Origin of the sequence: Flavobacterium eburneipallidum (genome assembly GCF_027111355.2) — a bacterium.
Lineage (GTDB): Bacteria > Bacteroidota > Bacteroidia > Flavobacteriales > Flavobacteriaceae > Flavobacterium > Flavobacterium eburneipallidum.
In genome coordinates, this window is record NZ_CP114291.2 from 1,563,255 (window position 1) to 1,589,173 (window position 25,919).

Consider the following 25,919-nt stretch of genomic DNA (forward strand, 5'->3'; position numbering starts at 1 on the left):
CGTCATTGGGAAATAAATTAATGGGTAATGAAGTGGGTTTTCAATTTGAAATTAATGGAACGAAGTATTTGATTGAGCGTATTGAGTAATTAGTTGTCTAATGAAAATGTACTCATGAGTTCGATATTGTTTTGCACATACTTATATTGAAAAAGCGTGTTTTGACCCACCAAAAGCAATTTGTCATCTAAAGGAATCACATCAAAAGGATTGATGTTTTTAAATTGATTTGTTGTTTGCAAATTCAACACATCCGATTTGTTAAACACTTTTAGCCCCGCTGTGCCATCACAAACAAACAGCATTTGATCTTTAATTCCCAGACCATAAGGATTTTCCATAGTGTATGATTTTATTTTCACAGGAACTTTTTTGTTGGTAATGTCAATAATTTCTAAAACACTTTCAGATGCACCGCATAAATTCCCTGATCGTAAAGTTACATAAGCGTATTTTTCATCAACTACTACGGGATCACAAGCATTGATGTGAGCAATTCTTGATGTAAAAACAGGGTTGTCCAGCGATTTGATGTCATAAATATACATTCCATTGGTACTTCCCAAATACAAATAGTCATTTCTGTTAAAAATGGTTTCGATTCCCCAACCTACTATTTGTTCTTTTATTTTTGTTGGAGCAGCTAAATTTTGAATGTTAAAAATATTGATTTTCAGATTATCAACAGCATATAAATAATCTTCAACAACCATAAAACGAGCCAATGAACCGCCTTTTCCTGTAACACTTTCAGAACTTACAGAGTTGTAAAAGATACCTCCGTTTTGAATATCATAATCTTGTGGTTTTCTTTTTTCTTGTTTGATAGTCCAATCAACAATAATTTTATCAGAAGTAACATTTTTAAAATCATATTGTAATGGAAGGTTGTTGTCAATCGATGGAAAGACAGTGTAATTTGGAAAAACATCATTCAATCTATTTTTCTCTACAATTTTTCTAATATTGGAAATATCAAAAACGACTAAATCGGTAAAACTATCGGCAAAAAGCATTTGGTCTTTTACGGCTATATCCGTATTTCCAATAATTTTAAGGAAGGCTATTTTTTTAGGAGCGGTTGGAATGGTGTTGTCAATAATATGAATGCCTTTTTCTTCGTCATTAATAAACACAAAATTTTCGTAAACATATATTTTACCCGATTTATTAATTTTTTGAGGTGGTAATATTTTTACTGAAGTTCTTAACTCACTCAAAGACATCGTGACTGGAGTTGCTACATTATAAATTTCATAATCTTCATTTTCACAGGATACAAACGTAAACGAAGTTATTAGTAACAAAAAGTAGAAGGTGGTTTTCATTTGTTTATGGTTTTGGTTTTTTGATAGTTGAATATTATGCTAATGTATTCATTTTTAAACAAATATGTTGTTTTTGATTTAAAAAGTTAATAAAGATTCCTTACAAATCTTCAAAATTAACTTCTTTACCTCTTCAAAGTAAAATGCGATTTGAATTTTTTGATACTTCCTTGTTCCTCATATTCTACCGTAAACCAATAATCGGTGGCAGGTAAAAGTTGTCCTTTGTAGGTTCCGTCCCAACCACTCCCTTTTGGGCTTATTTCTTTCAATAGTTTTCCGTATCTATCATGAATATATATCCTAGAAGACGATTGCTCTTTTAAAGGGGAAATATTCCAAGTGTCATTATAACCATCACTATTTGGGGTGAAAAATCTTGGATAATCAATAACTAAAATATTGTTTTTTACGATAGCATTGCCGCATCCTGCTATGTCTTGAACAGTAACCGAATGGTATCCAGCTGCTACATTTTCGAAAACAGGACTTTTCTGAAAAAGACCATCGTTTAATTGATACAAATAATCGTTGCTAGCAGCAATGGGAGTAATAGTGATTTTTTGATTTTTAGAAAAAGCTGCTGTTATTTCGGTATTAAAATCAATCAAAGTTTTAGATGGTAAAACAGTGACTTCAATTGTTTGGGGTATGGCACATTGTCCAGCATTAGGAGTAAAAGTGTATAATCCAGTATTCAAATTATCAACTGTATTAGGATTCCAGACTCCTGTAATTCCATTTGGAGAAGTAGCATCTAAACTTGGTGCTGGATTTCCAGAGCAAATAGAATAATTGCTAAAATCGGGGCTTGTGGGTTGGTTTACAGTTATGTCCATGATTTGTGTTGTCGCGCATTCATTAGCGTTTGGTGTAAAAATATAAGTGCCACTCGATAAATTATCTACCACAGCAGGAAACCAAGTTCCTGAAATATTATTAGGTGAAGTAGTGGCTAATAGTGGTGCTGGATCATCAACACAAAAAGCTGGAATTGCTACAAAATCAGGCACTTTTTTAGGAATTATCGTTACATCAAAAGTTTGGGAAATACCACATTGGTTAGCATCGGGTGTAAAAGTATAGGCTGTTGTTCCTACTGAATTCGTATTGATTCGTGTTGGAAACCAAGTTCCTTTTATTCCTAATGGCGATAGCGTATTCAATGTAGGTGCTGGACTTCCAATACAAATGGGGGCAATAGGTGTGAAGCCAGCATCTGTAACGATAGGTTTGACGATAATGGAAAAAGTTACTGGAGCGGTCAATGGACATTGAGCTGGATTATCAGGTGTGAAAGTATAAGTCGTAGTACCTAAAATGGAAGTATCCACCGTATTAGGACTCCAAGTCCCTGTGATTGGCGTTGGATTGTTTGATGCTAAAGGCAATACTGGCGCGGCAGCTCCTTGACAAACTGTTGTTGGAAAAGAATTAAAAATAGGAGCTACTTTGGGTAAAATTGTAATATTTAGTTTCTGGAAATTAGCACAAGGAAAATTTATAGGATCAGGATCAAATCTATACGTAAAAGTGCCTGGAGTTCTTGTATCAATAACAGCAGGAGTCCAAAGTCCAGTGAGTCCGTTGGGAGAAGTAGCGTCTAAATTTGGAACAGAACTGTCATCTTGACAAATGGGAGTAATGTCTGGAAAATCGGGGTTTGTAATCACTCTACAAAGTAATTGACAAATATTGGTTTGTGTATCAATACAAGGATTAGTGGCAGATCTAACAGTCATGATTATATTCTGTCCTTTTAAGATTCCAAAAATTTCTATATGAGTATCAGTAGTGGTTCCTGTAATTGCTGGTCCAATTGGTCTTGACTGGGTGTCGTAAATTACATAAGAATAAGAATAAAGGTAAGGAATAGATGCAACAGAATTTCCATCGATCCATTCAAAATATACCGAAGATAATGTCGTTGGAGGAACTGTATCAGGCCCAGTTGTTACTTTTAAATATTTGCAAGAAGGGAAAAACTTCATGTCTTCACCATTATTTGCTACTATATTTACAACGATTGGAACTCTAGCGCTCTCGGTTACACCATCAGTTTGGCTTACATAGTAGGTTGTTGTGCCTACATTTATTGGGTTTATTGTTGGAGGAGTAGAACTTCCTGTTCCTCCTACAGAGTTAGTGCCATACCAAATTAGTGTACATCCAGCAGAGGGTATGGCCGAAAGGTTTTTTACTATAGGATTTTGACATAAATTGACAGGAGAAGTTACTGTTGGAGGATCTAATGCTAAAGCGGTATGGTTTGCATAACTATTTGAATGAAACAAAAGGATATTTAAAAACATAAAAACAAATGTCTTCAGGGTATTTTTCATTTTGGTTTGGTTTAAAAACAGATTTTAAAAATAACATTAATTTATCGTAAATAGATGATTTTTTTAAATGTAATAAAATTGATATGTGGTTTTCGGTCTTTTTTGCTTTAGATTCAGGTAGTAAGAGCTAAATAGAATTAGTATTAAATTAAAATTCTCGATGAAAGAAGAGCTATCGAAATCATTTAAAAAAATCGAATTCCCTAATAAAACTTTTCGTAAATTCGCGACCTTAAAAGTTTGACTTTAAAACGAATTAAAATTATGAGTAAAATAATGACAGTCGACATCTTGTCGAGTATTAAAGGGGCACAGCCTTCCGAGAGCGTGAACAAATTATTTGATGTAATCAAAAATGCACATCCATCAAATAATAATTCCTTGAATAATGTCAATCATAATTGTGTGTCAGTAAGTGATTTAAGAGAAGATGTTGTGGTAGAAAGTTCGGCTATGGAAAAACAGCTTATTTTAGAAAATTTCCCGAACAAAAAAAATGGTTTTTTAGTTGTTGCTAAAGTTATAGAAGGATAAAATGGATTCTAAAATAAAAGAAATACACCAACAATTGGTGTCAAAACAAATCACTTGTACGGCTTTAGTACAAGAGAAATTAGACTTACTGAAACAAAATACATATAACTCTGTAAATGCTGTATTGGATACTTTGGCGCTGGAATTAGCTGCAAAAGTAGATACTAAAATTGCAAACGGAGAAACTATCGGTTTGTTAGAAGGAATTCCTTTTGGAATTAAAGATGTTTATATGTTGCAGGGAACTTACACGACTGCAAGTTCTGATTTGTTGAAAAATTATAAATCGCCTTATACAGCTACTGCTATTCAAAAATTATTGGATGCGGGTGCGATTCCTTTGGTAAAAGAAAACTGCGACAGTTTTGGTCACGGTTCTTCTAGTGAAAACACCATTTTTGGAGCGGTAAAAAATGCAGTTAATCCTGAATTAGTTGCAGGTGGTTCAAGCGGTGGATCGGCGGTGAATGTGGCTAAAGATTATACTGTATTTTCTATTGGTGGAGATACTGGAGGCTCGATTCGTCAGCCTGCCGGATACAATCATATTTATGGTTTCAAACCCACTTACGGAAGAATTTCGAGATTTGGATTAATGGCTTACGCATCTTCTACAGATTGTGTTGGTCCATTGGCAAAATCAATTGAAGATATTAGAATTGTGTTGAATGTAATGAGCGGAAAGGATCCAAAAGATCAAACCTCAATTGCTTCATCAGAAATTAGTGAAGAAGAAATCACAACTTCAACTATAAAAACAATCGGTTATTTTAAAAACTTTATCGAAAGCGATGCTATAGATGCTCAAGTAAAAGCTGATTTTTTAGCGAGTATCGAAAAAATAAAAGCCAAAGGAATTGAAGTAAAAGAATTGGATTTCTTTAAATCAGATCTTTTAGTTTCGACGTATTATACTTTGGCAATGGCGGAAACGGCTTCGAATTTATCCCGTTTGGACGGAACCAATTATGGAAACCGTATTGAAGCGGAGAATTTAATTGAAACGTATGCGGTGACGCGTTCTGAAAACTTTTCAGAAGAAACAAAACGTAGAATTGTAGGTGGAAATCAGGTGTTGTCACAAGGTTTCTCTGATGAAATCTATTTAAAAGGATTGGCTGTAAGAGATCAAATTTCTGAAAACTTCAGTAAGGATTTTGAAGAGGTGGATATTATTTTATCACCAGTTACACCAAGTACGCCACCTAAAATTGGAGACAGTTTAAAAGATCCGTTGGCGATGTATTTATCCGATGCTTATACAGTTGGTTTTAGTTTAGGACAATTACCGACTTTAACTGTGCCACAAGGAACGAATACTGGATTGCAGATTACAGCAGCAAAAAATAATGATGAATTAGTGTTGAAGTTTGCTAACTTCTTAAAAGATACAATATAATGGAATTGGAACAATTAACGGCGGCTTTAAAAGCCCACGATTTAGAATTGGTAATTGGACTGGAAACTCACGTTCGATTAAATACCAAAACCAAGTTGTTTTGTTCTTGTCCAAATCAAGAAATAGAAACACCTAACGAAAATATATGTTCGGTTTGTACGGGACAAATGGGCGTTTTGCCGGCCTTAAATAAAGAAGCAATTACCAAAGCAATTTATTTTGGTAAAGCGGTGGATTCATCTTTCAGCAATGAAGTGATTTCCTGGGATAGAAAGCATTACGAGTATCCTGATAATCCAAAAAATATTCAGATAACGCAATTTCATAATCCAATAATTCCTGACGGAAAGGTTTCTTGTTACCGAAATGACGGTTCTCAATTTACTGTGAATTTAACGCAAGTTCATATTGAAGAAGATGCTGCAAAATTGATGCACGAAAAGAAAATTTCGTTAGTTGATTTTAACAAAGCAGGTGTGCCATTGATTGAAATTGTTACAGAACCTTGCGTTCGTAATATCGAAGACGCTTCAACTTATGCGCAATACATTCAGCGTATTGTTCAGAATTTAGGAATCTCTGAAGCCAATTTGGAGAAAGGAGAATTCAAATCGGATGTTTCGGTTTCTTTACGAAAAATAAATTCGGAGGTTTTAAATCCAAGAACAGAAATCAAAAACTTAAACTCGTTTAAGTTTATGATCGAAGCTTTGAAAGAAGAAGTAGAGAAGCAGTTCAATTATTTTATCGAAAACGCAGCCTTTAGACCTGATCAAACGACTGTGTTATGGGATGCTGATTTAAAGCAAACCAAAACCATGCGTAAAAAGGAATTCGAAGCGGATTACCGTTTCATTTCTGAGCCGGATTTGCCTTTTGTAAATATTAAAGCTGAAATTGAAGCGATTAAAGTAGATACTAGTGCTTTGCCTTATGCTGTTGAATCTATTTTGATTAATGGAGGTGTTTTGCCACAAGATGCTAAATTTTTCACGGCAGATGCTTTGCGTTCGAGAACATTTGTGACTTTAAATAACGAAATTAAAGATCCATCGTTTGTTGCTAAAACTTTAGCGAATAACATCAAGGCTGAAGATTATGATAAGATTCATAATATTGAGCATTTAATAACCATTTTTGTATTATTCAAAGCGGAAAAAATCACAGCTGTTTTAGTTCAAAATGCGATTGCTGGTTATTTAAAAGATCAAAATTTCGATTACAATAAATATTTTGCAGATAATACGATTTCTGAAGATAAAATTCAGGAAGTTATTGCTACCGTAATTGCTGAAAACACAGCTGTGGCTAATGATATTAAAGCAGGAGACCAAGGAAAAGCAGGTATTTTAGTTGGTAAAGTTTTAGGTGTTATTGGAAAAGGAGCGAATGGAAAAGTAATTCGTCAGATTATATTAGACAAATTAGGAGCTGATGCTGTTTTAGAAAAGAAACAATCACAAGAAAAAGCTGCTGGAGCAACAGTTGCAGAAAATAAAGAAGTTCAAGAAGAAGCACTTCCTGAAATTCCTATTATTATAAAGGATACTTATAGAACGCATAAAATTTCACAGTTATCAGAAGAAAACATCAAAGAAGAAGTGATGTTATCAGGCTGGGTAGCTAGTGTTCGTGATCACGGAGAATTGATGTTTATTGATTTGCGTGATTCAAGTTATGAGATTTTCCAAATCCGTATCAGTAGAGAGTCATTTCCTAATATAGATGAGTTGGTGAAATTGAAACCAGAATCGGTAATTTCAGTAAAAGGGATTGTTGTTGGACGTAATGAAGATGATTATAATGCAGGTTTACGTACGGGTAAAATTGAATTAGAGACTTCGGTTTTAGAAATTTTAAACTTATCTAAAACATTGCCTTTCGAAATTAAAAGAGCTGCCAAGACAAACGAAGCAATGCGTTACCAATACAAGTTTTTGGATCACAGAAACGAAGAGGTGCGACGAGCAATCGTAAACCGTCATAAAGTAATTAAGTTATTGCGTGACATTTTGGATGAGGAAGAATTTTTAGAAATAGAAACTCCGATTTTAAGTGCAGGAACTGATGAGGGAGCACGTGAATTTATTGTTCCTACACGTAAACAAGCTGGTTTGTTTTACACCTTGCCACAAGCGCCACAACAGTTCAAGCAAATGTTGATGGTAAGTGGTTATGAGAAATATTTCCAAGTGGCGCGTTGTTTTAGAGATGAAGATTCCCGTGGAGACCGTCAGCCTGAATTTACGCAATTGGATATGGAATTGGCGTATGCCAGTATGCAACAAATTATCGATTTGAATACGAAACTATTTAATGAAGTGGTTAAAAAAGTATATGGAAACAAATGGATTTTGAAACCATTTGAGGTGATTACTTACAAAGATGCAATGGATTTCTATGGTTGTGATAGACCTGATTTGCGTTACGGATTGAAAATGCAAGACATTACAGCTATTGTAAAAGATACAACTTTCCAAGTTTTTAGTAAACCCATTGAAGAGGGTGGAATTGTAAAATGTATCAAGGTTTCGGCTCAAGAGCAAGGAAACAAGCGTATGTCTAAAGGTCAAATCGAAACACTGACTGCTATTGCACAACAACACGGTTTAGGTGGATTGGCTTATATTATTGTAAATGAAGACGAATTGCAATCACCAATTATTAAGTTTTTAGGTGAAGAAATTGCAGCAGGAATTATAAATGCGACCGATGCGCAGGTGGGAGATATTGTCTTCTTCTCGGCTGCAGATTATGCTACGGCTAACAAAGCTTTGGATGCCGTTCGTCAGGAAATGGGTCGAATGCTGAACTTGATTAATCCAAAGGAATTGCGTCCGGCTTGGGTGGTTGATTTTCCAATGTTTGAAAGAACTGATGAGGGAAGATGGACGTTTACACACAATCCGTTCTCGATGCCTGCGATTTATGATTTAGAAAAGCACATGAAAGGGGATGATGATGAAATTGGAACAATCATCGCTCAACAGTATGATATTATTCTGAATGGTTACGAAATAGGTGGAGGATCAGTTCGTGCACATAAATCGGAGATTCTGGAAGCGACTTATAGAAATATGGGTTACAACAAAGAAGAAATGATTAAGAGTGTAGGAACGATGTATAAAGCCTTCCAATATGGCGCACCACCACACGGAGGAATTGCTTGGGGAATCGATCGTTTGATGATGATTTTAGAGAAAAAAGCATCTATTCGTGAAGTTATGGCTTTCCCAAAAACTGGAACTAGTGAAGATTTATTATTTGGAGCACCATCTATTTTATCTGATAAAAAGGTCGAAGAAATGAATGTGAGGATTATAAAAAACTAAATCATCATAATTCAAAAATATTTGTATCTAGTATGTTATAAAAAAATCCCGATTATAAAAATCGGGATTTTTTTATACAATTTTTTTAATGACCCTTAATTTGTGGGTGTGTCTGTTGGTTTCAGCATTATAAATTCCAAGATGATCCAGACGATCAATTCGAACCTTGCCACTTGCGTGAATGATGTAATTGTTATCCATAATAATTCCTACATGGGTAATATTACCTTCTTCATTATCAAAAAAAGCCAAATCTCCTGGTTCACTTTCTTCAATAAAACTTAAAGGATCTCCTTGAGTGGCTTGTTGAGAAGCATCCCTCATTAATTTATAACCGTTGATTTTATAAACCATTTGTGTAAAGCCAGAACAATCTATCCCAAAAGGCGTCTTACCTCCCCATAGGTATGGAGCGTTTAAGTACATGAAGGCAGTATTTAGTAACTGATTTTTGTTTTTAATACCACTTATTTTAGTCCCTTCGAAACTTAAATTTGAAGTATTGATGTCATTGTGATTCAAAAAAGACAGAGAAGAACCCAATGGAATAGGGAGTAACATATTGTTTGGCCCAGTGATATATTCAAGTAAATCAGCATTCAAAACAATTGCATCCTCTGATAATAGTTTGTATTCCGTTTCTGATATTATTTGGTATTGTTTAACATCTACCCAGCCTTCATAATTATCGTACTGCAGTTTTATTTTTGACCATTGTTTGAATTGTTCTAGGATTTCAAAATGTTCCCCAAATAAAACTTGTGAAACAATTTCGCTTCTATCGCTGGCTTCAGAGCGAAGAGGTATTATGGCTAGATTACAAATTCCGAACATTTTTTTAAATTAGAAATTAAAAAATAACAAATGAAAAACAGCAATGGTATTGGTTTGCAAAACTAAATGATTATGGTCTAAATTTTTCATTTTTGATTCGTATTTTTTACTAAACTTATTATAATTGTTTTTTGGTAATAAACCTTTATAATGGCATAAACTCATTTTTGTGTTATTAAATATGGAGTTTTATATTTTATTTTCAAAATAAATTTAAAAAAACAAATATATTTTATACCAATCTGTACCAAGTGTAGGTTAGATTTGTTTCTCTTATGAACGCTATAGGATTGATTGTTAATGTTTTTTAAAAAGTCAGAAAAAAACATTGAAAAAAAGCAGTAAATTATTTGTAAAATATAGAATATAAGCCTAAATTTGCAACCGCTTAAAAGGAATATAAGTTCTTATTTATTGGAGAGTTGCCTGAGTGGCCGAAAGGACTTGTTTGCTAAACAAGCGTATGGGGAACTGTACCAAGGGTTCGAATCCCTTACTCTCCGCTTTTTTTGCATTTCGGGGTGTAGCGTAGCTCGGTTATCGCGCCTGCTTTGGGAGCAGGAGGCCGCAGGTTCGAATCCTGCCACCCCGACTAATTGTTAGTATAACTAATAATTAATGGACGCATAGCTCAGCTGGATAGAGCACCTGCCTTCTAAGCAGGCGGTCGAAGGTTCGAATCCTTCTGCGTTCACGAAATGGGATAAGTCTATTTTTTTAGATTTGTCCCATTTTTTTTTATTTTAAGAAGTCTCGTTAAAACTAGCAATTTTTGTCTTTTAATTCGGTGTGAATATTTTCATATCTAGTCTTTGTGATTTGGTATTCATTTTTGTCAATATCTACATCAATATAAATATTTTGTAAGCGTTCTAGCTTGTTCTGGTACTACAGCGGGTTTGGGACTAAATTAAGCCCATTCTTCGGATTTACCACCCGAGCGATAGCGAATAAACGAAGTAAATCATCCAAATACAAAACCATTTTTCCATTAAGCCAATTGCTCAAATTCGTAGTATGATACCTAATGTTTAGACTAGCGGTGCCCAAAAGTGATGGAAAACACGATAAAACCTCTAGAAATTACTCAAAAAAAAAAGAGGAATATAAATCCTCTTGCTATTCTCTCTAAAACTTTTACGATAAGTACATAGGTTGACGGACGTGTAATCGGTTCCGTTCAACAGGAGTTTCATTGTTCGTGCTGCGCACGCAACGAAACTCTAGCTGTTACCAGTAGTTTTTTATTCTTCCGATTGGTTTTCTTCCAATTTTAAAAGAATAGATTCTACATCGTGAATAAAGAATTCAGTATTATGACTTTCTGTTTTAATGTATAAATCATAGTTCGTTAAATTATAATTTGAAATTAAATTGTTTTTAAGTCTAGTAATTAAACTATCAATTGAATCTCGTGATTTTTTATTTTTTTCTCTTTTAAATTCATTTTGTTTAATTTTTATTTCGTCTAAACTTGATTTCAATTTGTTTAATAAATCTTTGTCCATTTTATAATATTTATTATTCCCCGCTTTCTTCTTCTTGTCTTCGTTTTTCTTCTTCAGCTTGCTTTTCTTCCTCTTCTTCTAATTGTTTTTTTCTGTATTCATCATCTTCCTCTTCTTGTTTTTTCCTATATTCTTCGTTTTCGTCATCTTCTTTTTGTTGAATTAAATCATCTTCGTCAGTTACGTATGAACTTGTAGAACAATCTCCTTCATTTCCAATAATTCTTACCGTATAATCAACTCCTCTGTCACTTGAAAATGAAGCTTCACCGCTGGAAATATCTGGAGGAGTAAAATGAGAATCATCTAACCAGCCTCCATTTGGCCAATAAATTACAGTTAATTCATTATTTTCAATTTCGACAAGCAATGTATAAGTTGAACTGGTTCCAGTTTCTGAATAGTAGTAATCAATTTCTGCACAATAAGTTCCGTCGGAATAACCATTTTCATCTGAGTAACTTTCTTCTTGTTCTTCTTCGTAATTGTTATTTGATTTTTTGCATTGAATAAATAATATGGTAAAGCATAAAATTAGACATATTCTCAAAAAATTATTGAATTTCATATTTTTCGTTTTTCGGTAAAATTACTGGTAACGTTCCGTCGCTTGTAGCTGTTGTGGGCGAGCCAACACGATACTTGCTGATTATTATTAATTTTTATTTTCGCCCGAAATTTCCAAATAAGCCAAATGCCACAATAGCTACAAACGGCTGTTGGTGGTTCGGCTTTTCTTTTTCCCACTGCTAATTTAACTTTATTTTTATTACTTTTGGTTTTTAACTTCTACACTATGAATATACTCTTTTTAGAGTTTTTAGATAAGATTATTTCAATTTTAAAAATTCAAAATAAAAAACTAACTGCTCACGAAATAACTGTTCTTTTTATTACGGATGATTTTTATTTTCTATATAAGAAAGATTTTCAAATCAATAATTATCTTCCCATTTTGGTTAAAGATGGATATGTCAAAGAAACTACAGAATTATCTAAAATAGAAGGTTTCCCCGACTCAAAGATTAAATACTATTCTTTAACAGTAAAAGGTTTAGAATTTACAGGATATGTAGATAATCACTATAACGAATTATCTACCGAACAGCAGAATAAAGAAATACTTGAGAACCAATCAAGTTTGAATAAGTCAATAATGCTAACGAACGCTTCTGTTCGTTCAACAAATACTCGGATGTTTTATTTGACCTTTGTGATAGCTTTTGGTACTGTTGTTTCTGCAATATATTATTTAATTGAGATTCTAAAATTTTATAATCTTCTCTGTGCTTGTAGCGAAAAATGATTTCTTTAACACTATGGTACATAAACATTGTAAAACCCCACACAAGCAAAACCATCGATATTGATAAAATTACTAATACTATTGTTTTCATTTTTTAGTTAGTTGTTTTTAAACGAGGTCGTCTTTTAAGCTGACCACCAACGTTCCGCCGCTTCTCGTCAGTTGCGAAGTTCGGAACTGATTATTTTCTGTTAAAGATAAAAATTCTTGCGAAACGTAAACGTGAACTTACTACAAAATTCGCAATTGCGAGAAACGGCTGTTATAGGCGGTTTTTTTAGTTTTCGTAAAACTTTTTCACTTCATAAACTGGGATTCCAAAACTAAAATTCTGTGTATTTGTAATCTTTGCAAAATTTACAGCTACTAAATTTCCCCACTTATCAATTATTGGACTTCCACTAGAACCTTCAAGTGTTGGAATAGTGTATAAAATTCTATTCTCATCATTCTCTTGACTTACTTTTCCAACAGTAAATTGTGATTTTATTCCTTGCTTTGTACTTGCTAAAGCAAATCCTCTATTGAATCCAATCATATAGACATCGGCGTTTACTTTGACTGGTTTTTTGATATCTCTTTCTTGATATTTTTCGGGGTTTTCTAAAAGATTAGGATTGTTGTCTTTGAAATTTAAAATATTGCTAGGCTCTTTATTTAAAGTTTTTGTTTTTGTCTGTATCAATGCTAAATCTACGTCTTCGTCTTGAGATTCTTTTATTACGACACATTCTTGCAAATCCTGCAAATCAGTTACGAAAGTGTTGTCGTAAGCTATTGCTAGATCAACAGGAACCAATGTTATTGTTGAATTTGAAAAGTCTACATTTTCAAGAAAATTAGCGGCATTTAATGCGTAACTTTTGCCTTCTGTTAGTTGCTGGTATTTCTCTTCAAATTTTTGTTTTTGAGAGTCATCCATATAATTGGAATTTTCAAAATAATAGTTTTTGATTGCAACAATTGAATCGTTATATTTTTCTGCATTATTTGAAATTGTTACGATTGTTCGTTTTACATAAGAATATAATTCTTGTCTGTAATCAGCGTCTTTCGGATTAACAACATGTCTGTTGGTTATTATTTCGCCATCATTAGAAACAATGAATCCAGTTCCAGTTGATGAAGATAGATTTTTAATAACTTCCTCCTTTGTCATGAATATTTTCTCAACCGAAGACGGAGAATAATAATATGTGTCTTGACCGCTTTGAATTTCATAATAGTATTGATTAACAATTAATACTACGCTTCCTTTGTATTTGTCAAAAATGTTTTCTGGTAAATCAGGTTCAATGATTTGATGACATGATATAACTCCGAAAGCTAAAAATATTAGAGCTAATTTCTTCATATGTTCTATTTTTATTGATTCGTGTGAAAATCGCCTATAACTAGTATATACTCGCTACAAAGTAGCGACAATCTACCCAATTTTGGATGTATAGTCGCTACTGGATAGCGTATTTTTAACAAATATAAAAATAATAATTGTATTACAAATCATCAAATGGACTTTTTATTTGTTGCCAACTTTTCGTACTAACAAAGAGGTTTTAAAACAAAAAAGCCATACCGTTTTTAGATATAGCTTTTGGTTTTTGGGTAATTCGGAAAGGATTAATTGTACAGCAAAAGGGCCTCTTTTTGTTTGATACGATTAGAAACTTTCAAAATATCTTTGAGCAATGCTCTGGCGGCTATTTCTTTTCCGGTGCTGGTTCCTTGAATAATAATCGGGTTCAAACCATTGGTTTCGGTATGTATTTCTATTAAATTTTCGGCACCTTTTAATTGTCCCAAAGAGGATTGAATCGGTTCTGAAACTAATTTGACTTCGATGGTTTTATTGTCCATATCAAATTCGCCAATGTATCTTAAAACGTGGTTTTTGTTTTGGGTTATTTTGGCAATATGATAGGGTTCGTCCAATAGTTTTTTGTTTTTGTTGTATTCTGCTTTGGTGTTCTTTTTATTCAAATTAGGCAATAGCAAAGACGTAATTTGAATGTCTTTCAATTCTATTTTTTCGCCTAATTCTCTAGCCAGAATCAATAGTTTTTCGGCTACTTCTGTTCCTGTTAAATCTTCGCGAGAATCGGATTTGGTGTAACCTAATTTTTCAGCATCGGTTAGAATGGTCGAAAACGAAAGGTCTTCTTGGCCAAAGCGATTGAAAATATAACTCAATGAGTTAGAGAAAACGCCTCTTATTTTAGTTATTCTTTCGCCTGATTGGTGCAAGTCTTTGAGGGTGTTTACTATTGGCAATCCAGGACTTATACTGGATTCATACAAATATTCTTTGTCAAATCGTTTCAGGTTTCGGCGGATTTCGGTATAAAAATCGTGGTGTACAACATTGGCTGTTTTGTTGGCAGCCACAATGTTAAAGCCGTTTTTCATTAACGAAATATAGGAGCGTACCAATTCGGAACTGTTTGTAGCATCAACGGCTATTAGGTTTTCTAATCCTTTTCGTTTGACATATTTTATGATTTCTTCTACCTTGAACGGAATGGTTACATGAGTGAAGTTGGATTCCCAAGAGTTGATTTCGTCTTCTTTTTCGAAAAAAGCGATACTCGAACTGGTAATTATAGGAAAACGCAATTCGACTCCATATTTTTCCAGAAAGAAAATTTGGCTTTCAACCACTTGTCGGATTAAAGCACTACCGATATTTCCGATACCAAAAAGTACAATGTTGATTCTAAGCACTGACATGATGATGCAATTTATAATTATTTAATATGGGACTCAATATGCTAGACAGTTGATTGAATTCGATCAAAAAAGCATCGTGTCCGTGAATGGATTGTATTTGATGATAAGACACATTTTGCTTTATATTCAAAAGTTCTCGATAGGTTTTACGGGTTTCATCAGCAATAAACAAACAATCTTTATCTACGGTAACCAAATGGATGTTGGCTTGAATTTCATTAGCTACAGCCAAAAAGTCTTTTCTGTTGCGAGTGATGTCATTGGTTTTGAGCAAATGATTCATCAGTTTGTAAGCGGCTAATCGGTAGCGACTTTTTAAATTATTACCGTGGTCAAACAACCAGTATTCAATTTGTGTAACCGACAAAGCATCGAGATGGTTTCGTTGAAATCTTTGGTTGATATACTCGGGAGTGCGATACAATAAAGTGGCATGCAATCGAGCATCTACAATCGGGTCGTCTGAATTTTTTAGGATTTGATCTTGAATCAAAACATTGCCAACAACCCAGTCAGTGGCTTTCCAATCGGCAGCAATCGGAATAAGATTATCCACTTTTTCTGGTTGCAAAACAGCCATTTCCCATGCTATTGCTCCGCCAAGACTAACGCCAATAAGGGCATGAATGTTTTCGACTTTCAAGAATGATAAGCCTTCCCAAAAGATTCTGGCAATATCTCGAATTGTAAAATCCCGATAATTGTCTATAAGGTTGGACGCATCATCATCATAGCCATTGCCTGGAATATTAAAAGCAATGATGGTAAAATAATTGGTGTCAATGGATTTGTCTTCGCCAACAATTTCTTTCCACCAACCTTCGTTTCCACCAATATTAGAATTCCCTGTCAAAGCATGATTGACCACAATTACGGGTGAACTACCAATAGGCAAGCCAAAAACTTGATAGGATAAAGCAATGTAGGATTTTTGTTTTCCTAACTCTAAATCAAAATTAAAGAGGTCTATTTTTTCTATATTTTTCATCTGGATGCTATTTTGGGGATTAATACAATTTAGACTTTAAATTTTTGTAATAAATTAATCTAACTCAAGCGTCAGTTCGAGTGTTCTATTAAAAAATGCGATAGCTTTTTTTAATAGAATGTATCGAGAACCCTAACGTTGAAAACTTCTCGATACAATTTTGAATAATAAAGCTATCGCATTATTATTCAAAATCACTCGAAGAGACGAGAGGTATTTATTCCAGTAAAATCAAAAGTAAAACGCTATAAGATAGTTCCCTTTTTTAGAAAAGCAAAGTCTTTGGACCTAAACCAATAAACCAAAGACTTACTTTTCCAAACTAAAAAAACTAAATAATAAACTAAACTAAACTTTTTGTAATTCCTTGATGCTTTCAAAAGCGGCTTTCAGGTCGGCTTTCAAATCTTCAATATCTTCTAAACCAACCGATAGTCGGATTAAGTCTTTGGTCACTCCAGTAGCAATTTGCTCTTCGTCCGTAAGTTGTTGGTGTGTGGTGCTTGCAGGATGAATGATAAGCGATTTGGTATCGCCAATATTTGCCAAAAGCGAAAATAATTTGGTTGCATCGGTTACTTTTTTACCTGCTTCATAGCCTCTTTTTAATCCAAAAGTAAGGACACCGCTTTGTCCTTTTGGTAAATATTTTTGGGATAGAATGTAGTATTTACTTGTTTTAAGTCCCGGATAATTGACCCAAGCCACTTCATCCTGAAATTCCAACCATTTGGCTAATTCCAATGCGTTTTGACTGTGTCTGGCGATGCGGAGCGGTAAAGTCTCCAGTCCTTGAATAATTTGAAAAGCGTTGAAAGGGCTTAAAGCAGCACCAAAATCACGCAAACCTTCGATTCGGGCTTTGGCAATAAAAGCAGCATTTCCTAGTGCTTCATGATACACCAATCCGTGATAAGAGGCGGAGGGTTCTGTAAATTCAGGAAATTTTCCGTTAGACCAATCGAAATTTCCAGCATCGATAATCACACCGCCAAGCGAAGTTCCGTTTCCAGAAATATATTTGGTTAAAGAGTGAATCACAATATCAGCACCATGTTCGATCGGGTTTAACAAATAAGGAGAAGCGACAGTGTTATCTACAATAAAAGGCACTTTAAAGGCTTTGGCTTCAGCCGAAATAGCTTTCAAATCCAGCACATCTAGTTTTGGATTGCCTAATGACTCTGCAAAAAAGACTCTGGTGTTTTCTTGGGCAGCATTTCTAAAGCTATTTGGATCGGTTGGATCTACAAATGTGGTGGTGATACCTAATCTTGGCAAAGTCACTTTCAATAAATTGTAAGTTCCTCCATACAAGCTATTAGAAGCTACAATATGATCGCCTGCTTTTAGCAAAACCAAAAATGTAGTAGCAATTGCCGAAGTTCCCGAAGCAGTTACAACAGCACCAATTCCTCCTTCAAGAGCTGCTAGTCGTTGCTCTAAAATATCATTGGTAGGATTGTTCAATCGGGTGTAGATAAATCCCGCTTCGGCTAGACCAAATAAATTGGCGGCATGTTCTGTGTTGTTAAATACATAAGAACTCGTTTGATAAATAGGTACTGCTCTAGTTCCTGCGTTTTTTTTGGTGTCGTGACCTGCGTGTAATGCGTTTGTGTTAAATTTTTGTGTGCTCATAATTTCTATATTTTTTAATAATTAATGTGTAGTTTTTTTTGATAAAAAAAACCTCTGCGTTTACAGAGATTCTGTTTTTTCTTACAAATAAGATTTCATAGTTATACCTCTGCAGAAAGTTTTGCCATCATTTTGCAACAATATTTTGTGATTCTTTTCATGTGTTCTTTTTTTGTTGAAGCAAATTTGCAAACTATTTTTGAATCCACAAAGAAAAAATCTATTTATTTTATAAATTCTATGTATTTAGTAGAATTAATAATAAAATTATTTGTTTTTAATTTATCAATTTTTGAAATTAATTCTGATATTCAATTAGTTATAGTTATTTTTTCTTGTGTTTAACATTTTTTTAGAAAAATATTAATTTAAAATTTGGTAATTAATATTTTTAATATACTTTTGTTCTATCAAATTAGTAGAATTAAAACAAAAAAAATGAAGTCAATCTTATACCTTTCTTTTTTGAATACACAAAACACATTTCTTTTTGACGATAAATGCCAAATGTATTGTTGTTGTTAAAAATCCTGAATAAAAAATTCTTACAATTTTGATGGGGCTTTACTCTGAATTTTCAGGTTCATAATTTTAAATACTACCTTAAATAATTCTAATTCAAAAACAGGTAAAAAATCAAAATTAAATCTGTTACAGCTTAAAAAAATAGTTCAGTTTCAGCAGAAATAGTAGGGCTTAAAAAGAGGTAAATCTCTAGAAAGAAGCTAAACTTGATAAATTAATTTTTGACTCAACTTATTAAAATCAATACAATATGACCACAACAAATAGTAATACAATACCAACTGTAGAATCAGGAATTCCAAAAAAAGCAATTCAAAATTATTGGGCTAGCGATCTAGATAGATTAAAAAAAGCTATTAATAATAAAAATGCGATTTCAAAATAATACTAATCCAAAATAAATAAAATGAAAAAACGAATGTGTTGTAGATAAAAAAACCATTTCTGCGGGAACAGAAATGGCAAGGCTTAAAAAAAATGTGAATCTCTTAAAGGAAAGCGAAACTTGAAAAATCAGTTTTCGGCTCGCCTTATTATTAAACCAAAACAAAGAAATGAAAAAAATATTAAATATTCATTCGTGGCTGTTTCTTTTGCTATTATCAATAGGAATTAATGCACAAAACACCACACCGCTTATCCAGTCTAAATTGGATGGAACAGTAATAGACGCTATAACAAATCAACCTATAATTGGAGCTTCTGTAGTAATCAAAGGAACTACACACGGCGTGACTACTGATGCAGAAGGAAAATTTTACTTTCAAACAGGACAAAAATTTCCATATATATTAGTTGTAAGCTCTATAGGTTACAAAAAAACAGAAGTTGTAGTCAACGGAAATCCAGTTATTATTAATTTAAAAGAAGATGTTCAAGAACTAAACGAATTGGTAGTTGTTGGATATGGAACTCAAAAAAGAAAAGATGTTACAGGTTCAGTATCTTCTATTCCAAAAGCAAATTTAAACCAAGTTACCTCTTCGGCTGATAATTTACTTCGTGGAGCTGTTCCAGGAGTTGTGGTAACCCAAAGTTCAGGACGACCAGGAGCCACTTCAAGCGTTAGAATTCGTGGTGGAAGTTCTATTACAGCGGGTAACGAACCTCTTTATGTAGTGGATGGTATCTTAATTTACAATGACAATAGTAATGGTACAGCAGGAGTGACAAATGCTGGCGCAGGAGTCAATGTGCTTTCTACCATTAGTCCAGGCGATATAGAATCTATTGAAGTGTTAAAAGATGCTTCTGCCACCGCTATTTATGGTTCTCGTGGTGCCAATGGTGTTGTAATTATAACTACCAAAAAAGGAACAAAAGGACAAGATAATATTTCGTATCAAGGCTATTATGGATTTCAAAAAGTTTCTAAAAAGTTAGATTTATTAAATGCAAGTGAATGGGCTAGTTTGCGTAACGATGTTCAGGCTAGTATTGGTCAAGCACCCGCTTTTTCTGCTGCTCAAATAGAAGCGCTAAAAACTTCGGGGAATTATGACTGGCAATCGGCAGCTTTTAGAAATGCTCCAGTTCAAAATCATCAATTATCATTTTCCGGAGGAGACGAACGCTCTAGATATGCGGTTTCTGCAGGATTTTTTGATCAGGAAGGAGTTGTAATCGCTACTGATTTTAGACGCATTTCGCTTCGTGCTAATTACGAAAGAAATTATTCCCAAAATTTTAAATTTGGTGTAAATGCTAATTACAGTAATTCCATATCAAATGGTATCGGAACCAATGGTGGAGCTAGTGCAGGAAGAAATCCTAATCCGTTGGTAGCTGTTTTGTATCAACCACCAGTAGTGCCTATTAAAAATGAAGATGGTTCTTATAATTTTACCAATAACCCTTATGCAACTGCGGTCAACGGGATTATTGCCAATCCTATTAATGATCTTGAAAACACAATCAACGAAACTAAAATTGATAGAATCCTGACTAGTTTGTTTGGAGAGTACAAAGTGAACAAAGAAATTACAGCTAAAGTAGCTGTTAGTGGCGATATCATTAATACCAAACAAAATTATTATGCTCCATCTAATACTGGAACAGGTGCAGGAACTAAAGGATTAGCTTCTATAGGTAACAGATTAGTAAGTTCGGTATTGAATGAAAACACGATCAATTACAACACTCATTTTGGTGAAGATCACAAATTTTCTGCTTTAGGAGGATATACTCTTCAATATACTCAAGGCGAAGTTGTGAATGCAGGTGCCAATACTTTTGTAAATGATGTTAATGCCTATAACGCTTTGCAGGATGGTGTGGCTTTAAGACCTTACAGTGATGCTTTCGAAAGTATATTAAAATCTTGGTTGGCTAGAGTTAATTATTCCTATAAAGGGAAATACAATTTAACCGTATCGGGTCGTGCCGATGGTTCTTCAAGATTTGGTTCAGAATCACTTTGGGGTTATTTTCCATCAGCTGGTTTTTCTTGGAATATTACCGAAGAAGATTTTGCAAAAGACAAAGGAATTATTTCCGATGCCAAATTAAGATTAAGCGCAGGAACAACTGGAAATCAGGAAATTGGAAATTACCTTTCTTTGGCATCAATAGGTTCTGTTAATTATAGTTTTGGAGGAACAATACAAACAGGATTGACACCAACTCGATTGGCAAATCCAGATTTGAGATGGGAAAAAACAACGCAATACAATGTTGGTTTGGATTTGTCCTTATTAGACAAAAAGATCAATTTTGTTTTTGATGTTTACAGTAAGAAAACAAAAGATTTGCTAATCAATGTACCTGTTCCGTTAATTTCTGGGTTTTCGTCAGTTCTTCAAAATATTGGAGGAGTGGAGAATAAAGGTATCGAAATTGGTGTAACAACAGAAAACATCAAAACCGATAATTTTTATTGGAGTTCTAATTTGGTTTTTTCCGCCAACAAAAATAAAGTTGTTGAAATTGGAAATGGAGTGCAACAATTTTTTCCAGTAGTGCCAAATGGTTCTTTGTTGCAACAACAACCCGTAACGGTAAAAGTAGGATTACCTTTGGGAACTTTCTGGGGCTACAAATCGGATGGGATTTTTCAAACTCAAGAAGAAATCAATACCCAGCCTAAAATTAACAGTCTAGCCAATACAAGAATTGGAGATAGAAGATATGTAGATACTAATGGAGACGGCATAATTTCAGCTCTTGATAAACGAGATTTGGGAAGTTCACAACCTAAATTTGTTGGTAGCTTCAGCAACACTATTTCGTATAACGATTTTGATTTGAATTTTTCTTTTCAAGGATCTTATGGTGGCAAAATATTTAATGCCTTGAATCAGCAATTAGAAATTACAACACTTGGAACCAATGGAGCTTCTACTTTATTAGACCGTTGGACAACTACCAATCCAAGTAATGAAATTCCTAGGGCAACCAGTTCTCCATTAGGAATAATTACAGAACGATATATTGAAGATGCCTCTTTCTTGAGATTAAAAACAATTACTCTTGGTTACACATTGCCTAAAAGTCTGGCTTCTAAAATAGGAACCAAGACTATTAAACTATATGTATCTGCAGAAAATCTAGTGACTTGGACTAAATACACAGGCTTTGATCCAGAGGTAAGTTCTTATGAACAAAACAATTTATATCCAGGTATTGACTTTGGAGCTTATCCAAATTCTAAAACATTTATCACAGGTTTAAACGTCACCTTTTAAACCCAATAAAAAATACATACAATGAAAAAGATAATATTAACATCCCTATTAAGTGCCGTTCTATTAGTATCGTGCACAGAGTTAGAGGTAACACCAACCTCTTTTATAACCAAAGAAAATTTTTTCAAAACACAGGATGATGCTGTTGCGAGTGTGACGGCGGTTTATGCCTCTTTGAATATAGATCCAGGAGAGCAAAGTCTTTTCGGAAGGAATTTATACTTTTTGACCGATATGGGGGCTGACTATGCAGCTGCAGGAGTATCGGCTACGAATCCTCAAGTACGAGCCATAAGCAGTTTGACACATGATGCTACTTCTGATCGCGTGCAATTGGCTTGGAAACAAATTTACAATGGAATCAATAGAGCCAATGTGGCTATAGATAACATTCCTAAAGTTACTGGTTCAGATGTGGTTAAAACCCGATTGATTAACGAAGCTAAATTCATAAGAGGATTATTGTATTTTCAAGCAGTGCGTCTTTGGGGCGGAGTTCCAATTGTTTTGCACGAACCAACATCTATTAATGTAGAGAATTTAAAAGGGCCTAGAGCCACTGTAGATGCGGTTTACACCCAAATCATTAAAGACTTGACTGATGCCGAAAGTTTACCTGCTACTTATGCAGCTAATGAAGCCGGACGTGCTACTTCGGGAGCGGCAAAGGCTATTCTTGCCAAAGTATATTTGACCAGAAAAGATTGGCCAAATGCTATTCTAAAATCAAGAGAAGTAATTAATGGAGGTTATGGATATGCACTCTTCGAAAGTTTTCAGGACATATTTACGAAAACAAAAAAGAACGGAAAAGAACATATTTTTTCAGTACAATTCGAACCCAATCAAGCAGGAAATGGCTCTAGCGGAAGCACTTTTCAATCCACTTCTTTTACTGGATTTACTGCAACAGAACCAGCTGATATTATTTCGGATGTAGCCTTGTTTTATGATATTTATGCAACAGGAGATACTCGAAGAGATGTAAGTTACAAGAAGCAACTATTGAATCCAGCAACAGGAACTCTATATACTTTTCCGAAGCCAATTTTCGGGAAATACCTAGATGTTACTAATCTGGCAGCACCAACAAATGTGGCGATTAATTTTCCAATTATTCGTTATGCCGATATTTTATTGTCGCTTGCTGAAGCAATAAATGAAAGAGATGGAGCAACCTTGGAGGCTCATGAACTGGTAAACCAAGTGCGAAGAAGAGCTTTTGCAAAACCAATTCTCACTCCAGATTTAACGGTTGATTTAGTAGGACTTACTGCTGTTCAATTAAGAGAAGCGATTCGCGAAGAGCGCAAAAAAGAATTTGTTCAAGAAGGACAACGTTGGTTTGATTTAGTGCGTTGGGGAACTTTGGTTACCGAAGTCAAAAAAGTAACGGCTAAAAATACAGTTTCAGCCCGTAATAATTTGTATCCAATTCCTCAAAGTGAGCGCAATATTGACCCAGTAGGATTACCACAAAATGAAGGTTATTAATTTATAAAATCTATAAATTAGACCAAAATGAAATTAGTCGGGACTATTATTTATCTCATACCGTTATCCATTTTGATGGTGGTTTTTACTATGATTCGTTTGCTGAAAGGAGTTACAGACAAACCTACAAAAGATAAAATAAATAACATTTATTCCTGATTTTTTGATTTTTAATTTATTGGATAATTGTACTTTAAAATTATATTAAATCTATAGAATTAAATAAATTAAAAAATTTGATTCTCTTAAAATTAACGAAATATTCACCCGGAAGAGGGTTCATTTATAATCTATAAAAATAAAAACAATGAAAAATTTTAAATTAAATGCAAAGCTGAAAACGCCTCAAAAAGGACTTTTACTTACGGCTTTGCTTGTGGCTCAATTGGGTCTAGCCCAAAATAAACCAGATGCTAGTTACAAAGGAGTTATCGGAAAAACATTAGCCGAATCAAAAGAATATTGGCCAGAGCCAGTAAAAGCGCCAGCAGGTGCTCCGAATGTAGTTTGGATTTTGCTAGATGACGTAGGATTTGGTGCTTCTAGTGCCTTTGGTGGTTTGATTAACACACCCACTTTCGATGCTTTAGCAAATAACGGATTGCGTTACACTAATTTTCACACCACAGCGATTTGCGCGCCAACTCGTGCGGCTTTATTAACGGGTAGAAATTCAGGAAGGGTACATGTTAGTGGTTTCTCTCACACGATTTTATCGGCAGGATTTCCTGGTTGGGACGGAAGAATTCCATCAGATAAAGGAACAATAGCCGAGATTTTACGTGAGAACGGATATAACACTTTTGCAGTAGGTAAATATGGAGTAACACCTGATGAAGATGCTACAGATGCTGGTCCTTTTGACAGATGGCCAACAGGAAAAGGGTTCGATCATTTCTACGGATTTTTAGGATCTCAAACCGATCAGTACAACCCTGATTTAGTAGAAGATCAAGCTCACATAAAGCCTGATGGACGCCATTTGAATGAGCTAATTACAGATAAAGCAATCAGTTATATTAAAACCCAACAAAAAGCAGCGCCGGGAAAACCATTCTTTTTGTACTATGCGCCAGGAGCGGTTCATGCCCCACATCAGGTGGAGGAAAAATGGGTAAAACCTTATGAAGGAAAATTTAATGAAGGTTGGGATGTGTACCGTGAAAAAGTATTGGCAAACCAAAAGAAATTGGGCGTAATTCCTGCTAATGCAGTATTGCCAGAACGCAATGCACTTATTGGAGAATGGAAAAAACTAACGCCAGATCAAAAGAAAGTCTATGCCAGATTCATGGAAGTTTACGCAGGATTTTTGACTTATACTGATTACGAAATTGGACGAGTAGTCAACTATTTGAAGGAAACCAACCAATTTGAAAATACGGTAATTTTTGTTGCCATTGGAGATAATGGAGCCAGTAAAGAAGGGACAACACAAGGAACAATTAGCCAAGGTCTTTTTGCTCAAGGAGTAACAGATGAGCAAAATCTTCAATCCAATTTAGAGAAAATTGGCGAAATTGGAACTGCAAAAGGATTGAATACCAATTATCCTTTGGGATGGGCACAAGCGACTAATGTACCGTTCAAAAACTGGAAACAAGATGCTCAATCCGAAGGAGGAACACGTAATCCGTTGATTATTCATTATCCAAAAGGCATTAAAGAAAAAGGAGGAATCAGAAATCAATACAGCCACGTAACAGATATTCTTCCAACTACATTAGATATTGCCGGAATCAAAGCGCCCGAAACGATTCGAGAAATCAAACAAGATATTATTCAAGGTTCGTCTTTGTATGCTTCGTTAAATGATCCGAAGGCACAATCCTTACACAAAGTACAATACTATTATATTTTCGGAAACAGAGCCATTTATAAAGACGGTTGGAAAGCGGCTGCTGCACATCTTCCAGATCCTTTCGCGATAAGAAAATCAGTAGAGAAAAACCAAGTACCAGCACCAAGTAATTTCGATAACGATGTTTGGGAATTATACAACATCGATGAAGATTTTAACGAGCGCAATAACTTGGCTAAAAAGTATCCTGAAAAATTGGAAGAACTTAAAAAACTGTTTGATGAGCAAGCCAAAGAAAACAACGTTTATCCGCTAATTGACTGGCAAGATGTATTGGCTAGAAGAATACATAATAAATCAGCAGATAAAAATCAAAATCTTCAGGAATTGATAAAACAAGCCACAAAAGGAGCAGGAACTCATTAATAACCTTGAATACTGTGTGCATTCCTGCAAGGTCTTTTTTTGACCTTGTAG

Annotated in this window: 17 protein-coding genes and 3 tRNA genes; 11 read left to right on the plus strand and 9 right to left on the minus strand. The window is 34.3% G+C overall.

Translation table 11 applies throughout. The annotated features are described in order from the left end of the window. Positions 1 to 89 precede the first annotated feature (89 nt). Positions 90 to 1,328 (minus strand): LVIVD repeat-containing protein, encoded by a 1,239-nt coding sequence (locus tag OZP15_RS06555; protein ID WP_281337332.1) that lies wholly within the window; start codon positions 1,326 to 1,328, stop codon positions 90 to 92. Positions 1,329 to 1,453: 125 nt separating this feature from the next. Beyond that, positions 1,454 to 3,670, minus strand: coding sequence for a T9SS type B sorting domain-containing protein (locus OZP15_RS06560; protein ID WP_281337333.1), 2,217 nt, complete (start codon positions 3,668 to 3,670; stop codon positions 1,454 to 1,456). Positions 3,671 to 3,946: 276 nt separating this feature from the next. On the opposite strand from OZP15_RS06560, the gene OZP15_RS06565 reads away from it, so the two are divergent. The 3 genes from OZP15_RS06565 to gatB/aspS are packed head-to-tail and all read left to right on the plus strand — an operon-like array spanning position 3,947 to position 8,935. Then, positions 3,947 to 4,204 carry an Asp-tRNA(Asn)/Glu-tRNA(Gln) amidotransferase subunit GatC gene (locus OZP15_RS06565; protein WP_281337334.1) on the plus strand — a complete coding sequence of 86 codons (258 nt, stop codon included), beginning with the start codon at positions 3,947 to 3,949 and terminating at the stop codon, positions 4,202 to 4,204. 1 nt (position 4,205) lies between these two features. Beyond that, the gene (locus OZP15_RS06570) at positions 4,206 to 5,603 is read left to right on the plus strand and encodes an amidase (RefSeq protein ID WP_269227659.1); all 1,398 of its coding nucleotides are present in this window, start codon (positions 4,206 to 4,208) and stop codon (positions 5,601 to 5,603) included. Beyond that, the gene (gene gatB/aspS / locus OZP15_RS06575) at positions 5,603 to 8,935 is read left to right on the plus strand and encodes a bifunctional amidotransferase subunit GatB/aspartate--tRNA ligase AspS (protein WP_269227660.1); all 3,333 of its coding nucleotides are present in this window, start codon (positions 5,603 to 5,605) and stop codon (positions 8,933 to 8,935) included. Before OZP15_RS06570 ends, gatB/aspS begins: the two co-directional genes overlap by 1 nt. A 72-nt stretch (positions 8,936 to 9,007) precedes the next feature. Here the strand turns inward: gatB/aspS and OZP15_RS06580 are convergent, their stop codons facing one another. Further along, positions 9,008 to 9,769 (minus strand): C40 family peptidase, encoded by a 762-nt coding sequence (locus OZP15_RS06580; RefSeq protein WP_281337335.1) that lies wholly within the window; start codon positions 9,767 to 9,769, stop codon positions 9,008 to 9,010. 416 nt (positions 9,770 to 10,185) lie between these two features. On the opposite strand from OZP15_RS06580, the gene OZP15_RS06585 reads away from it, so the two are divergent. The 3 genes from OZP15_RS06585 to OZP15_RS06595 all read left to right on the plus strand — a co-directional run bounded on the left by OZP15_RS06585 (position 10,186) and on the right by OZP15_RS06595 (position 10,463). Continuing rightward, positions 10,186 to 10,272 (plus strand) — tRNA-Ser (locus OZP15_RS06585). Between the two features lie 14 nt (positions 10,273 to 10,286). Then, a tRNA-Pro gene (locus OZP15_RS06590) sits at positions 10,287 to 10,361 on the plus strand. Between the two features lie 28 nt (positions 10,362 to 10,389). Further along, positions 10,390 to 10,463, plus strand: a tRNA-Arg gene (locus OZP15_RS06595). Positions 10,464 to 11,013: 550 nt separating this feature from the next. Here OZP15_RS06595 and OZP15_RS06600 read toward each other — a convergent pair. Together OZP15_RS06600 and OZP15_RS06605 are read right to left on the minus strand one after the other, a co-directional pair. Beyond that, a complete protein-coding gene (locus OZP15_RS06600) occupies positions 11,014 to 11,277 on the minus strand; it encodes a hypothetical protein (protein ID WP_269227661.1) in 264 nt (87 codons plus the stop codon). A gap of 13 nt (positions 11,278 to 11,290) precedes the next feature. Beyond that, complete coding sequence (locus OZP15_RS06605; protein WP_281337336.1) at positions 11,291 to 11,827, minus strand: hypothetical protein; 537 nt, start codon at positions 11,825 to 11,827, stop codon at positions 11,291 to 11,293. 246 nt (positions 11,828 to 12,073) lie between these two features. On the opposite strand from OZP15_RS06605, the gene OZP15_RS06610 reads away from it, so the two are divergent. Next, on the plus strand, positions 12,074 to 12,583 hold the full coding sequence (locus OZP15_RS06610; protein WP_269227663.1) for a hypothetical protein: 510 nt from the start codon (positions 12,074 to 12,076) through the stop codon (positions 12,581 to 12,583). Between the two features lie 277 nt (positions 12,584 to 12,860). Here the strand turns inward: OZP15_RS06610 and OZP15_RS06615 are convergent, their stop codons facing one another. The 4 genes from OZP15_RS06615 to OZP15_RS06630 all read right to left on the minus strand — a co-directional run bounded on the left by OZP15_RS06615 (position 12,861) and on the right by OZP15_RS06630 (position 17,939). Continuing rightward, positions 12,861 to 13,937 carry a S1 family peptidase gene (locus OZP15_RS06615; RefSeq protein WP_269227664.1) on the minus strand — a complete coding sequence of 359 codons (1,077 nt, stop codon included), beginning with the start codon at positions 13,935 to 13,937 and terminating at the stop codon, positions 12,861 to 12,863. 266 nt (positions 13,938 to 14,203) lie between these two features. Beyond that, a complete protein-coding gene (locus OZP15_RS06620) occupies positions 14,204 to 15,310 on the minus strand; it encodes a homoserine dehydrogenase family protein (RefSeq protein WP_269227665.1) in 1,107 nt (368 codons plus the stop codon). Beyond that, positions 15,297 to 16,298 (minus strand): alpha/beta fold hydrolase, encoded by a 1,002-nt coding sequence (locus OZP15_RS06625; RefSeq protein ID WP_269227666.1) that lies wholly within the window; start codon positions 16,296 to 16,298, stop codon positions 15,297 to 15,299. The genes OZP15_RS06620 and OZP15_RS06625 overlap by 14 nt, the downstream gene beginning before the upstream one ends. 348 nt (positions 16,299 to 16,646) lie before the next feature. Next, complete coding sequence (locus tag OZP15_RS06630) at positions 16,647 to 17,939, minus strand: O-acetylhomoserine aminocarboxypropyltransferase/cysteine synthase family protein (RefSeq protein ID WP_281337337.1); 1,293 nt, start codon at positions 17,937 to 17,939, stop codon at positions 16,647 to 16,649. Between the two features lie 775 nt (positions 17,940 to 18,714). Between OZP15_RS06630 and OZP15_RS06635 the strand changes: the two genes are divergently transcribed. The 4 genes from OZP15_RS06635 (at position 18,715) to OZP15_RS06650 (ending at position 25,868) form a co-directional block, all read left to right on the plus strand. Beyond that, positions 18,715 to 18,849, plus strand: coding sequence for a hypothetical protein (locus OZP15_RS06635; RefSeq protein ID WP_269227667.1), 135 nt, complete (start codon positions 18,715 to 18,717; stop codon positions 18,847 to 18,849). Between the two features lie 169 nt (positions 18,850 to 19,018). Continuing rightward, positions 19,019 to 22,147 (plus strand): SusC/RagA family TonB-linked outer membrane protein, encoded by a 3,129-nt coding sequence (locus tag OZP15_RS06640; RefSeq protein ID WP_269227668.1) that lies wholly within the window; start codon positions 19,019 to 19,021, stop codon positions 22,145 to 22,147. Between the two features lie 21 nt (positions 22,148 to 22,168). Next, positions 22,169 to 23,641: a RagB/SusD family nutrient uptake outer membrane protein gene (locus OZP15_RS06645; RefSeq protein ID WP_281337338.1), complete on the plus strand. Its 1,473-nt coding sequence runs from the start codon at positions 22,169 to 22,171 to the stop codon at positions 23,639 to 23,641. Between the two features lie 307 nt (positions 23,642 to 23,948). Then, complete coding sequence (locus OZP15_RS06650; protein ID WP_281337339.1) at positions 23,949 to 25,868, plus strand: arylsulfatase; 1,920 nt, start codon at positions 23,949 to 23,951, stop codon at positions 25,866 to 25,868. The last annotated feature ends 51 nt before the right edge of the window (positions 25,869 to 25,919 follow it).